The sequence below is a fragment of the Vibrio sp. KUL78 genome (assembly GCF_059725505.1).
In genome coordinates, this window is sequence record NZ_AP045837.1 from 2,979,774 (window position 1) to 2,993,337 (window position 13,564).

The following is a 13,564-nucleotide window of genomic DNA, read 5'->3' on the forward strand; positions in this document are numbered from 1 at the left end:
ATCAAAGCAACAAAAAAGCCCCAAGCATTGCTCGGGGCTTTCGTTTACTTAGAGTGTATTACTTGCTCGGTGCGTCGCGATACATCTCTTCGATTTCGTCCTGGTAACGGTCGTTGATGACTTTACGGCGCAGTTTCTGCGTTGGTGTCAGCTCACCCTTATCCATAGAAAAGCCTGTTGGTAGCAGTTTGAACTTCTTCACCTGCTCAAACTTAGCCAGTTCTTTTTGCAGCTCGGTAATGCGTTTCTCAAACATCTCAACCACTTCATGATGCTTAATCAGCTCCAGACGGTCTTGATATTTGATATTGAGCTCTTTGGCATACTCTTCCAGTGTATCAAAGCACGGTACGATCAAAGCAGAAACAAACTTACGGGTATCAGCGATAACCGCAATCTGCTCAATGTAATGGTCTTTACCGATAGCGCCTTCAATAGCTTGCGGCGCAATGTACTTACCATTTGAGGTCTTCATTAGCTCTTTGATGCGATCAGTGATAAACAGATTACCCTGCGCATCAAATTCACCCGCATCACCCGTTTTCAAGAAACCGTCAGCATCAAAGGTCTTCGCAGTTTCTTCAGGTAGCTTGTAATAGCCACGCATGACCATAGGACCACGGACGAGGATCTCATTGTTGTCGCCGATCTTAACCTCAGCACCTGGCATTGGCATCCCAATAGAGCCTGGGTTATAGCAGGTATCATCCCAACAAGAAACCGTCGCTGTGGTTTCGGTCATGCCGTAGCCTAGCTTGACGTTGATACCAATCGCTTGGAAAAAACGACCAATGGTTTCGTCAAGTTTAGCGCCGCCACATGGCATAAAGTTAATACGACCGCCAAGCAGCTCACGCAGTTTAGCAAGCACGATCTTGTCTGCCAGCGCGTAGCTTTTCTTAAGCAAAAAGGATGGCTCGACATTATCTTGGCGGCATTGCGCCATTTTCGCACCCATGTTTACCGCCCAGGTAAACAGGATCTTGCGATGAATTGGCGCTTTAGATACACGTTCATGAATCGCAGAGAAAATCTTCTCGTAGAAGCGTGGCACCGCACTCATTACCGTTGGGCGAATTTCGCCTAACGCGTCACGTACCTGCATTGTGTCTTGCAAGTAGCAGTTCGTGCCACCTTTATACAAGACGTAGAATGTCCACGCGCGCTCAAACACATGAGAGAGCGGAAGGAAACAAAGAGACACATCGCTCTCGCTTAAGCTCAGTCTCTCATCGTGTCCGCGAAGCTGTGCTGCAATATTTGCATAGTCAAGCATGACCCCTTTTGGCTGACCCGTTGTTCCAGAGGTATAGATCAGCGTCAGTAGATCGTCGTAGTTGGCTTGTGACAAACGCTCTGTAAGTTCTAACTGATTCTCGATACTGGCATCAGCAATAAATTGCTGCCAGCTTACCGAGAAACTGTTGTCTTCTAGAACGATCTCTTCACTCATCGCAACGATGAGTTCTAGCTGCTCACATTCATGAAAAATAGATAGCGCTGCATCGTATTGCTCCTGCTCACCAACAAAGAGAATACGCACATCCGCATTTTGAACGATATAACTGGTTTGAGCTGGCGTATTGGTAGGGTATAGCGGCACAGTCACTGCGCGCACTTGTAATGCAGCCAAATCAGCAATGGTCCATTTCGGCATGTTGTTCGAAATGATACCAATCTTATCTTGAGGTTGGATTCCTTTTCCAATCAGAGCCAGAGACAACGCATCAATGTTGACTCCAAACTCCTTCCAGCTAATCCCTTGCCACACATTGTTGATTTTATGTCGTAAGGCGATCTTGTCGCCACCTTGTGCGATTCGGTCACGAATCTTCTTTACAATATGGAAATCTAAATTAGCCATGTTCTATCTTTACCTTTTAGCTTACACATGTAAGCCTTTTGAGCGCACAAGTGTACATCTGCCGCTGAAAAAGGCAACAGACCCATATCAAAGTTATCAATAATTCCTACCCGATTTACCGTGCGATGATAATAAAGCGCTGAAACCAATAAAAAAGCCCCAAGCACAGCGTGCTTAGGGCTCGATGACTAAAGTTGTAATGGATTATGACAAAGCAACAACTTCGCCGCAGATAACCATTAGCTGATCACGTAGCCAGATGTGACCTTTGTCTTTTTCGCTCGACTCGTGCCAGCTTAGGAAACCGCTGATTTTGTTGTTTTCTGTTGGCAGAGTAAGTACTTGTAGCTGCTCTTTATTAACAGCGTTTTCAACTAACCAACGTGGAGCGATCGTCACTAGCTCCGACTGACCTACCACATACAGCACATTGCTAAGGCTAGTGCCTTCGTAAGACGCTTGACACTCAAGGTCGCGATAAGCCTGCTCTGAGAAGCTGCGTACACCGTGAACTTTAGACAGCTTAGCGTGCTTTTCATTGGCTAGTTGCGCTGTGCTTACTGCACCATGGATACGTGGGTGGTTTTTCGCTGCAACCACAACCAACTCATCTTGGAAGATCTCTGTGCTTGAGAAACCTTGCGCATCGTAACGAGCGTAGTCGATAACAAAATCGATCTCTTGGTAGCGCATACGATCAGCGAGCTGACGATCCGCTTCTGCGTCTAAGTGAAGCTGCACGTGCGGCGCTTGCTCAGAGATAGTTTGCATGATTTTTGGAGCAAAACGCATGTCACATGGAGAGCAAATCGCCATCTTAAATAGACGAGTTGATGTCTCTGGTGTGAAGATAGAGCTTGGAAGCTCGTTGCGGATCAATTGTAGCGCTTGACGAACAGGACCAAACAATTGACGTGCTCGTTGTGTAGGCTGAATACCACGGCCCTGACGCATAAATAGCTCGTCATTAAACATCACTTTTAGACGCGCTACTGCGTTACTTACTGCAGGTTGCGACATACCCAAATTGTGCGCCGCGCGAGTGATATTCTGCTCTTGCATCACTGCGTCGAAAACAGTCAATAGGTTTAGATCTACGCCGCGTAATGTGCTTTCCATGCGGTAACTAGCGATTGCGCTCATAGCATCTTTTTTGTCTAACATTTAGTAAGCCTCGTGTAATTTCAATCTCGACTATGGGGAACAGGTAACCAATAAAAGAGAGCAATGAGAACAGCGTCATCGCCTCAGGGGTACCCTACATCATTCTATTAATCCTCTGCATACTTCGAGGACGAAACCAACTATCCACCAATAATTAACTCAACACCAACAAGATTGACAAAGAATCATCAAATTTTATCAGGTTAATTACAATAACCTTTAATAACAGTAATTTAAATCATATATAAAAAAAGATAAATTACATTTTTAATAACTTTTGTCCAAGTTAGTATGCCAAATCATAACTAGGCACTATAACAAGGTGCAAAGCTCTACCTCATAGTCTATTTGATATACGATTAAATTTCAGCCACTACTATTCGCATTATATATAGTTAGTATTCATCATCGTCATACGCTACACGGACGAAAATCCAATACAGAGAGCTCTATGTATGTAAACGGATGAACTGTATGACAATAACAACAAAGCCCAACCTAGAGTGAGGTTGGGCTTTGTTGTAAATCGGTAAGGATGGTAATGGTCAGATAGAAGCGTAACTTGGGAAGTCTACTTTCTCCCACAAACTCTCACGCAAACTCGCACTGCATGACCAGTTGCCGCTAACGAGCCAGTTGGCAATACCTTCTGCGACGTCGGGGTAGAACACGCGCTCCGCCTGCTTTTCATCCAACCAGTCTCGAATAACGCCGGCATCTAAAAAGTCCATAGACTGAGCCAGCCCTAAACTCTCTAACGTCGCCGCATTACTTTGCTGCTCAAACTGGCCATCTAGTGGTTTCACCAACAGCTTTTTACCCAGGCTAAGTGCTTCTGAAGGCAGTTCAAAGCCCCCGTTAGCAATCACGCCAGAGCAGCGATGCAAATCGCATTGAAAGCTTTCATGGCTGAGCGGCTTCATCAAGATATTCTCGACTCGCGCGTGTTCGATATTGTCAGGGTGATAGCAAACAAAATTATGCCTTGCAAAGCGAAGAAGAAGATCAATGATGGCATCGGTGTTTTCAAATGGCAGGTAGACCAAAATAAAATCTTCCGAGGTAACATCCTGCTCAAGGGTGTGAACGATGGGAGGCAAAATCGGCTGACCAAAATGATACCAGTGAAGTCCCAGTTGATATTGCGACGGTGCGAAATGCTGTATCACAGAATCATCTAGCCAGTTCGCTCCTTTTTGAGGAACGTCGAAAAGAAACGCGTTCTGATGACTAATACTAACTGTAGGGACTTTTTGCCTTTTCGCCGCCCATGCAGAAACCGGCTCAAAATCGTTCACGACAAGGTCATAACCACTGACATCTAACTCGCGCACCTCTGCAAGGAACGAAGGCAAACTGTTTTCTAGCGCGGTTTTCATGTAATTCACCCGGCCGTTTTCTGTGACAAAGCTAAAACCTCTGCGGGTTTGATAGTCACCAAACTGTTCCATCGAGAAGTATTTGTCTTTCGCTCGCCCAGAAAAAAGAAAATCGACTTCTACATCATGAGACTTCAGCGCATGACACATCGCCCTTGCACGTGCAATATGCCCATTTCCCGTCCCCTGAACACCGTAAAGTATTTTCATTAATGCGGTTCCTTTTAAAACTTGTCTAGAACGTAGTTAAGCGCGATCTGAGCCGACGAAAGACCAAGCGCTGCGCCAATGACGACATCGGTAAGAAAGTGAACTCCGAGTAAAATGCGTGACGCTCCGATGAAGGCGGCCCACATCAATGCAGCATCGTGCCAACCTGAATAGAAATGACCAATGATGGTCGCCATTAAAAACGCTGCCGCCGTGTGCCCGGATGGCAAACTGTAGCGATCCGATGGCGTGATAAAGGCATGTAAAAGATTGGAGAACTCTTCGGGTCTGCGGCGCTTGAAGCTATTTTTGGCCAGCCAATAAATCGGTAGTTCAATCGCGAATGCCAGCAGAGCAGCGGCAAAAAACAGCTTGCCTACAGTGTCGTCAAAGAGCCAAACCGACACGCCAAGTAAAAGGTATAAATGCCCATCGCCGGTGCGGGATACCCAGCGACTCACTCGAGCTACCTGAGCGTTAAATCGGTGCCCCAAACAAAACAATGAAAATGCCAAATCCATTCTTGCAATCGGTTCAATCGTTCGCACAACCTACTCCTTGTTAGACGCGCAGTTCATGATCAAAAAGTAGTCAGCAACAATGACAATTCGGTGACGGTTTATTGGAGAAATGATGAAAGTTAGCGCTAGAGGAACCCTAGTCACTAACTTTCATTTGATTGAGAGAGGATTTATGGCGTGTTAAAGCTCTTCATGCTTATGAACCAATCCCCAATCCGCGAGGATGGCGTAGGCCGAAGGAATCATGAATAGCACCAAAGCAGTGGATGCAAAAATACCAAACACAATGGAGATAACCAGAGGCTGAATAACCTGAGCCTGCAGGCTGGTCTCGGTTAACAAAGGCAGCAAACCGGCAGCTGTGGTCATCGATGTTAAGAACACGGCTCTGAAGCGCTCACGACTCGCTTTCACCACTGAGTCATGTACAGAGTCGCCTTCATCAACGTGGTGACGTATGTACTGCACCAGCAAGATTGAGTCATTCACAACAATCCCCGCCAAAGACACAAAGCCCATAATACTTGGCATACTCATCGAGTGCCCTAGAAGTAAGTGTCCCCAAACCACGCCGATAAACGCAAGCGGTATTGCCAGCATCACCACAAACGGCTCTAGGTAGCTTCTGAACTGGTAGCTAAGAATGGTGAAGACGCCAAATAGCCCTAGCAAAAAGCCTTTCGCCATCGATGCGCCTGTCTCTGCGCTGTCTTTGGTTTCACCCTCAAAATCAAAACGCAACCCAGGATACTCTTTCTGGAGCTTAGCGACTTCTTCGGCTTGGAACTGTCTAATGATATCGGTGGAGCTCGCTTTGCTTGTATCAACATCACCAAACACACTGACCGTTCTTAGGCCGTTAACGCGTTGAATACGAACATAATTACGCTGAAAATCGAGTGTCGCGACCGATGCCAGCGGTACTTGCGAGCCGTCTGCTAAGAAAATCGGGAAGTTCGACAACTGCTGAATGTCGCCGATATCTTGCTTGTCGAGTTTCACTTCAATCTTGATGTTCTCAACGCCCACTTGGATCTCATCGGCGGTTTGACCAAAGAAGGCCGCACGCAACTGACTTGCGATCATCTGACCGTTCACCCCAAAGCTCTCAGCACCCGGGCGCAGTTTAACTAAGATCTCTTCTTTACCGAGGCGCATGTCATCGAGCACGCCGCTCACACCATCAAATTCATTCAGGTATTGTTGGATCTCCACCGATGCGGCTTTCAGCATGTCCAGATCGTCATGTGCAATGCGCACTTCAATCGCTCGACCACCCGGCCCCATCGTAGGCTGCTTGAAGACCATAGATATTGGGTCAGCAAGCTCTCCCACATCCTCACGCCAAGCATCGATAAACTCATCGATAAGCGTGTTTCGGATCTCTGCACTCAGCAGATCCAGTCTAACCGTCGCTATATGAGGACCCGACTCGTTGGCATCTTGGTTGGTGTTGAACTGGCTGGTGATCTGCTTGACTAGGGTTTCACCCCCTTCCATCTCTTCACTCCACTGCTTATTAAGCTTTTCAGCGGATAGAACGATTTTATCAACCACTCGCTCGGTCTGAGATAAAGATGCCCCCGGCGGCAGAATAATACGAGCTTCGGCAATGTCACCGTCCAATGCAGGGAATGGATTGAACTTCACCACACCACCGGCAAGTAGGCTGACAGAGATAAGCAGCGCCGCGAACACACTACCCATGAAGGCGTAGCGATAAGAGACGACTTTATCTACCGCATTGACTAGCGTGGTATTTCTGAAGTGCTCAAAACGCTCCAGCAGAACTCGTTTAAACTTCACAGGCTGCTTATCACGGTTGTGCTTATGCAGCGAGTGAGACAGGTGATTTGGCAGAATCAAGAAGGCTTCGACCAGACTTAGAGACAACACAAGTATCAGCACTTGAGGCACAGCTCTTAGTACCGCGCCCATCTCCCCTTGCAAGAACAGCAAGCTACCGAAGATACACACTGTGGTTAAGAAAGATGAAATGACACCTGGCAGCACCTTCTTAACGCCGTTTATCACCGCATCATCAATTTTCTGCCCACGGTCTAGGTGCGCCTGTATCGACTCTGCGATCACGATGGCATCATCCATCATGATACCAATCGCCATTAGCAGTCCCACCAATGACATGATGTTGATGGAGAGCCCGAGATTCGCCATCAAGAACAGACCACCAAGGAACGCCACCGGCAAGCCCGCGGCCACCCAGAATGAGTAACGGAAACTAAAGAATAGCCACATGGTTGCAAACACCAGCAAGATACCTTGCCAGCCGTTTTTCACCATCATGGTCAGACGATCCCACAGTATGGACGACATATCATTGGTCATCTCAAGCGTGACCCCTTCAGGGGCAATTAGGCGCTGCGCTTCAACAAACTCCGTCACCTTCTCTTTCACACGTAGCGCGTCGTCTTCCTTATTCTTGCTGATTTTAAGTACGGCAGATGGCTTGCCGTTAAACAGGACTTTTTGTTCATCCAGTTCGAATCGGTCGGTAATGGTCGCGACATCTTTGAGACGAATCAACGCACCACTTGGGCTGGAGCCCACCACGATCGACTCCAACTCTTGAGGGGTAATACGCCTCTCATCAAAGCGAATCAGAAAGTTCTTGTCTTCCGTTTCGACATTACCGCTAGGCAGCTTAATATTTTGATTACCAATCTGGGTTGCAATATCACCGATACTTAACCCAAGCTGACGCATGATCTGAGTATTCAGCTCAACGCGGTACTGGTGATCAGAAAAGCCACTGACATCAACGAGTGAAACACCATAGTCGAGCTTAAGTGTGCGTTTTAGCTGCTCCGCATAGGCTTTTAATTCTGGCCAACTGGTCTCAGCGGTGATCGCCACATCGACAACCGGTTCGTTCCAATCCAGCTCTTGTACGACGGGAGATTCAATCTCATCAGGAAAGTCGTTAATCGCATTGATCTGAGTTTGAACATCCACCAGCATTCGGCCAATGTCCGCTTTTTCATCAAGCTTAAGGGTCAGTCTTGCGGAGCCTTCAATCGCTTCACACTTGGTCTCGACGATGTTTGAAAGGCCGTCAACGGCATCTTCCATACGTACACACAAGCTCTCTTCCACTTCTTGTGGAGAGGCGCCAGGGTAAGTGATCGCAGCCATGATGTAGGGCGGATCGAACTCAGGAAAGGTCTCACGCTTGATGGTCGACAGCGAGCTGATACCCAGTATCAGCAGCGCGAGCATCAATAGGTTCGCCGCCGTTGGGTGTTTGGAAAAAAAACGAATCATTGGGTGACCTCTCCAACGCTGTGATCATCACTTTGACTATCACGCAGTAGCATCCCCTCAATGGCAGGCAAGATATCGTTGAGGATCACTTTCTCACCCGCTTCGAGATCACCAGAAATGATCACTTGGTTATCGCGGCGATACTCGACATTCACATCGCGCATTTCCAATCGATTTTCGGCGTTCATCAAGTAGATTTTGTCGCCATGCAGAGCACGCTCAGGAACAGACCAAGATTGCTGTTTTTGCCCTTCAATTGTCGCCTTCACAAACATGCCATTAACCAACACAGGTGTGCCTGCTAAGCCGTTGCTGCTTGGTAGCTGAGAAACCTCAAGGATCACCCCTGCGGTGGCTTGGTTGGCATCAACCGTTTCACTGACGCGCGCAACTTTTGCAGGCCAAGTCGCGGTTAGGTTGCCGCTACTTAGCTCGACTGTCGCTTGCAGTTTATCGAGCTCGCCGCGTTCGGCTTGGTTTTCATCCCATGAGAGTGTGTCAGAGAGCAGCTGTAAGTCATGGATCGACAGCTGAGCTTCTACTTCCATGACATCATTGAGGTGCGCAGTGACCATGGTTTGCTGTAAGTTGACCACCTGATTGATCTCAGCATCGACCTCTGAGATACGCATCGTCATCGGCAGTGTAATACGGGTTTTCTCTAGCGAGCGCTGCGCTTCATCCGCTTTCGCTTGATTCACCTTAACCAATGCCTCAGACACACCACGCTCGTCTGGCATCAGCGCCAGTTGGTTCTCAATCTCTTGGACTAGCTTCTTCTGTGACAACATGTTTTGCTGCTGGGTATCAACATCAGACTGTGAGGTCAGCCCGCGCTTATTTAAGTCCACACGGCGCTGATACTCGTTTTCCGCCAGTTTTAAGCGGTTCATCTCAATCGACAGGGTCTGCTTTAGGTTGGTCTCTTCTTGATCAAGACGCGCCAACTGGGTTTGGCTCGATTTCAGATCAGCAATGGCTTGAGATAGCTTGAGCTCATAATCTAAAGGGTCAATTCGAAGAATTTCTGTGCCCGCCGCTATCACTGTGCCTTTTTCAAGATTCGGATGCTTATAGATAACCGCGCCCGTCACTTCAGCAATGGCTTGCCACTGTACCTTCGGCTCAGCACGGCCAAAGCCAATCGCTACTGGCGCTGACATCTGTGGTTGTAGCGGCAAAATATCCACCACACGTGAACGATCGCCTGCCGGTTTGGTTGGCACATCAGGACGTAGGTTTACGGCAGCGATTAGTGCCACGACGCCTACTGCGAGCGCAGGAAAGAACAGGAATTTTTTGTTTATAGACTTCATAGAGTTACATTCTGTAATTAGGTTTGGTCACGCAGTAAACCACGTGAGAGCAGACGAATGTTGTGTTCTAACAGTTCATCAAGGAAAGATTCGGTTAACTCAATGCCGTGTAATTGCAGCATGGCGGGCGGCGCCACAAATGGGAAAACCATTAGAGCAATAAAAGAGACTTTACAGAGCTTTGGATTGACATCGCTGTGCAGGTATCCCGCTTTTTTAAGCTTACCAAACATCAAATCATGGTCGGGCCTTCCCATATCGGTGAACACCTTTTCAAACAATCGTCGCTGCGTCGCTGAAGGCGGCATGTGCATGACTTGAGCGACCAATCTCGGAAACTGAGGGACTTTATTCATTTCATGGTAGTAAATACGCATGAACTCAAACAGATTACGATGATCGCTCTCGTTGAAAATGTCATCCATCTTCTTTTTCATCGGCATCATGGTTTCGCGAACCATAGTCTCAAAAAGACCTTCTTTGTTACCAAAGTAGTAGCGAATCATGGCAATATTGACGCCCGCCTTTTGAGCAATCAGACGTGTTGAGACTTTGTCATAAGGCATGACGACAAACAGTTCTCTCGCATGGGTAAGGAGCTTGTGCCTCGCATCCGTGCGCTCTTTGGGGCGACCGACTTTACGCGTGGTCTCAGTAGCGTTCGTCATACCAATCCTTACTTTTATTAATCATTGATTAATTGTAGAGTAAAGCTTGCTCAATCGGCGAACAGTTAAATTCATCAAATATTAATCATGTGATTAATTAAGCGCTCCCCTTACCTCGGATAAAAAAGCGAACTGCTCCGATATCTATAAAAATTCAGATTAATCCTTGACGCATGAAGCTGAGTGCGGTACTAATCTTGTAACTTATTTTTGTGGAACGCATAACAGTGTCATTACGTTTTTCTCTACTCCTGAACCTCCTCCTTATCGTGAAAACATCGCGCGGGTAGGTTGTGGACGAAAAACACCACATAAAGAATTCCAAAAAACCCGCTTACACAAGCGGGTTTTTTTATATCGATTGAACTGGACGTAAACGATTAACCTGGAAAAAGAGGAAGCAAATATGAACGATCAGGTGATTATATTCGACACCACATTACGTGACGGCGAACAAGCACTTTCAGCAAGTCTAACAGTGAAAGAGAAGCTGCAAATTGCTTATGCGCTCGAGCGTTTAGGTGTTGATGTTATCGAAGCTGGTTTCCCTATCTCCTCTCCGGGTGATTTTGAATCGGTGCAGACCATAGCGAAACACATTAAAGATAGCCGCGTGTGTGCTCTATCTCGAGCGGTAGCGAAAGACATTGATGCGGCAGCTGAAGCCTTAAAAGTGGCGGACGCATTCCGTATCCACACCTTCATTTCAACATCGACCGTCCACGTTCAAGACAAATTGCGCCGCAGCTACGACGATGTAGTTGAGATGGGCGTTAAAGCGGTTAAGCATGCGCGTAACTACACCGACGACGTCGAGTTCTCATGTGAAGATGCAGGTCGTACTCCTATCGATAACTTGTGTCGTATGGTGGAAGCGGCTATCGATGCTGGCGCTCGCACCATCAACATCCCAGACACAGTAGGATACACCGTCCCAAATGAGTTCGGTGGCATCATCCAGACACTTTTCAATCGCGTTCCAAACATCGACAAAGCCATCATCTCTGTGCACTGTCACGATGACTTGGGTATGTCAGTGGCTAACTCAATCGCAGCCGTGCAAGCTGGTGCTCGTCAGATCGAAGGGACCATCAATGGTATCGGTGAACGTGCAGGTAACTGCTCGCTAGAAGAAATTGCGATGATCATCAAGACGCGCCAAGAGTTCTTAGGCGTTCACACCGGTCTTCAGCACCAAGAAATCCACCGCACCAGTAAGCTAGTGTCTCAGCTATGTAATATGCCGATTCAAGACAACAAGGCGATTGTTGGTGCCAACGCGTTCAGCCACTCCTCAGGCATCCACCAAGATGGCATGCTAAAGAACAAGAACACTTACGAGATCATGACCCCGGAGTCTATTGGTCTGAAGAACAAAGCACTGAACCTAACCAGCCGTTCTGGCCGCGCGGCCGTTAAGAGCCACATGGATTCAATGGGTTACAGTGAGCATGAGTACAACCTAGATACCTTGTACCAAGATTTCTTAAAGCTTGCGGATCGCAAAGGTCAGGTATTCGACTACGACCTAGAAGCATTAATGCACTTTGCTAACTTGCGCGAAGAAGACGACTTCTTTAAGTTGAACTACTTAAGCGTTCAATCAGGCAGCATCATGGCAACGACTAGTATCAAGATCCAGTGCGGTGACGAAGAGAAATGCGAAGCAGCGGTGGGCAATGGTCCAGTTGACGCACTTTACCAATGTATCTATCGCGTAACCGGTTATGACATTGTGCTAGACAAGTTTGATTTGACGGCGAAAGGCGAAGGTGAAGATGGCTTAGGTCAAGCGGATATCATCGCGAACTACAAAGGTCGCAAATATCACGGTACGGGTGTCTCAACCGACATCGTTGAGGCTTCAGGTCAGGCACTACTTCATGTTATCAATAGTATCCATCGCGCTGATCAAATCGAAGTGATGAAGCAGAAGAAAGTCGAAACGGTATAAGACAGATTACTTGGCTCCACTCCTCGCGGAGCCAAGCCAAAGATTCGTTTGCTCGCACAGCCGCGAGCAAACCTAAAAATATAAGCAAATACAACATTTAAGGAAATTAGCCCCATGGCAGGTACTTACAAGATTGCGGTTCTACCAGGTGACGGTATTGGTCCAGAAGTAATGGCTCAGGCTCATAAAGTGCTTGATGCAATTTCAGAGAAACACAACATTACCCTAGAGCGTGAAGAGTTTGATGTAGGTGGTATTGCCATTGATAACCACGGCTGCCCGCTTCCTGAGAGCACGGTAAAAGGCTGTGAAGAGTCGAATGCGATTCTATTTGGTTCGGTTGGCGGTCCTAAGTGGGAACACCTTCCACCAAACGATCAACCTGAACGTGGTGCGCTACTTCCACTTCGTAAACACTTCCAACTGTTCTGTAACCTGCGCCCTGCGCAGATTCACGCAGGTCTAGAGGACTTCTCTCCACTGCGCGCTGATATCTCAGCAAAAGGCTTCGACATCGTGGTTGTTCGCGAGCTAACGGGCGGCATCTACTTTGGTCAGCCAAAAGGTCGTGAAGGCGAAGGCCCGACAGAGAAAGCGTTTGATACTGAGGTATACCACCGCTACGAGATCGAGCGTATCGCTAAGATCGCGTTTGAATCTGCACGTCTTCGTAACAAAAACGTGTACTCAATCGACAAAGCGAACGTTCTACAGAGCTCTATTCTATGGCGTGAAGTGGTTGAAGAAGTTGCGAAGGACTACCCAGATGTGACGCTTAACCACATGTACATCGATAACGCGACCATGCAGCTGATTAAAGACCCAGCGCAGTTTGACATCATGCTTTGCTCAAACATCTTCGGCGATATCATCTCTGATGAATGTGCGATGATCACAGGCTCTATGGGCATGTTGCCATCAGCAAGCCTAAACGAAAGTCAGTTTGGTCTTTACGAGCCAGCAGGCGGCAGTGCACCAGATATCGCAGGCAAGAACATCGCTAACCCAGTAGCTCAAATCCTTTCAGCTGCACTGATGCTGCGTTACAGCCTAGGTGAAGAAGCAGCAGCGCAAGATATTGAAGCAGCAGTGAGCAAAGCTCTAGCAGCGGGTGAGCTTACTGCCGACCTAGCCGGTGACAAGCCAGCATTGAGCACCTCTGAGATGGGTGACAAGATCGCAGCGTACGTACTGAATTCATAATTA

9 protein-coding genes are annotated in these 13,564 nt (G+C 47.6%); 2 read left to right on the top strand and 7 right to left on the bottom strand.

The window, feature by feature from the left end:
- Window positions 1-58: 58 nt before the first annotated feature.
- The 7 genes from AC6I8Y_RS13900 to AC6I8Y_RS13930 form a co-directional block, all read right to left on the bottom strand.
- On the bottom strand, window positions 59-1,864 hold the full coding sequence (locus AC6I8Y_RS13900) for an AMP-dependent synthetase/ligase (protein ID WP_394150829.1): 1,806 nt from the start codon (window positions 1,862-1,864) through the stop codon (window positions 59-61).
- A gap of 204 nt (window positions 1,865-2,068) precedes the next feature.
- Window positions 2,069-3,028 carry a transcriptional regulator LeuO gene (gene leuO, locus AC6I8Y_RS13905; RefSeq protein ID WP_042473481.1) on the bottom strand — a complete coding sequence of 320 codons (960 nt, stop codon included), beginning with the start codon at window positions 3,026-3,028 and terminating at the stop codon, window positions 2,069-2,071.
- Window positions 3,029-3,573: 545 nt separating this feature from the next.
- The gene (locus AC6I8Y_RS13910) at window positions 3,574-4,617 is read right to left on the bottom strand and encodes an MJ1255/VC2487 family glycosyltransferase (protein ID WP_498020371.1); all 1,044 of its coding nucleotides are present in this window, start codon (window positions 4,615-4,617) and stop codon (window positions 3,574-3,576) included.
- A 14-nt stretch (window positions 4,618-4,631) separates the two neighbouring features.
- Complete coding sequence (locus tag AC6I8Y_RS13915; protein ID WP_498020372.1) at window positions 4,632-5,165, bottom strand: phosphatase PAP2 family protein; 534 nt, start codon at window positions 5,163-5,165, stop codon at window positions 4,632-4,634.
- A 153-nt stretch (window positions 5,166-5,318) separates the two neighbouring features.
- Complete coding sequence (locus tag AC6I8Y_RS13920) at window positions 5,319-8,420, bottom strand: efflux RND transporter permease subunit (protein ID WP_252012437.1); 3,102 nt, start codon at window positions 8,418-8,420, stop codon at window positions 5,319-5,321.
- Complete coding sequence (locus AC6I8Y_RS13925; RefSeq protein WP_498020373.1) at window positions 8,417-9,736, bottom strand: efflux RND transporter periplasmic adaptor subunit; 1,320 nt, start codon at window positions 9,734-9,736, stop codon at window positions 8,417-8,419. The genes AC6I8Y_RS13920 and AC6I8Y_RS13925 overlap by 4 nt, the downstream gene beginning before the upstream one ends.
- A 17-nt stretch (window positions 9,737-9,753) precedes the next feature.
- Window positions 9,754-10,404 carry a TetR/AcrR family transcriptional regulator gene (locus AC6I8Y_RS13930; protein WP_042473471.1) on the bottom strand — a complete coding sequence of 217 codons (651 nt, stop codon included), beginning with the start codon at window positions 10,402-10,404 and terminating at the stop codon, window positions 9,754-9,756.
- Window positions 10,405-10,810: 406 nt separating this feature from the next.
- Between AC6I8Y_RS13930 and leuA the strand changes: the two genes are divergently transcribed.
- Entirely contained in the window at window positions 10,811-12,358 is a 1,548-nt protein-coding gene (gene leuA / locus AC6I8Y_RS13935) for a 2-isopropylmalate synthase (RefSeq protein WP_252012440.1), read from the top strand.
- Window positions 12,359-12,472: 114 nt separating this feature from the next.
- A complete protein-coding gene (gene leuB / locus AC6I8Y_RS13940; RefSeq protein ID WP_112459557.1) occupies window positions 12,473-13,561 on the top strand; it encodes a 3-isopropylmalate dehydrogenase in 1,089 nt (362 codons plus the stop codon).
- The last annotated feature ends 3 nt before the right edge of the window (window positions 13,562-13,564 follow it).

Coding starts and splice junctions, on each gene's coding strand:
- AC6I8Y_RS13900 (WP_394150829.1), bottom strand. CDS start 1,864: ATGGCTAATTTAGATTTCCATATTGTAAAGAAGATTCGTGACCGAATC.
- leuO (WP_042473481.1), bottom strand. CDS start 3,028: ATGTTAGACAAAAAAGATGCTATGAGCGCAATCGCTAGTTACCGCATG.
- AC6I8Y_RS13910 (WP_498020371.1), bottom strand. CDS start 4,617: ATGAAAATACTTTACGGTGTTCAGGGGACGGGAAATGGGCATATTGCA.
- AC6I8Y_RS13920 (WP_252012437.1), bottom strand. CDS start 8,420: ATGATTCGTTTTTTTTCCAAACACCCAACGGCGGCGAACCTATTGATG.
- AC6I8Y_RS13925 (WP_498020373.1), bottom strand. CDS start 9,736: ATGAAGTCTATAAACAAAAAATTCCTGTTCTTTCCTGCGCTCGCAGTA.
- AC6I8Y_RS13930 (WP_042473471.1), bottom strand. CDS start 10,404: ATGACGAACGCTACTGAGACCACGCGTAAAGTCGGTCGCCCCAAAGAG.
- leuA (WP_252012440.1), top strand. CDS start 10,811: ATGAACGATCAGGTGATTATATTCGACACCACATTACGTGACGGCGAA.
- leuB (WP_112459557.1), top strand. CDS start 12,473: ATGGCAGGTACTTACAAGATTGCGGTTCTACCAGGTGACGGTATTGGT.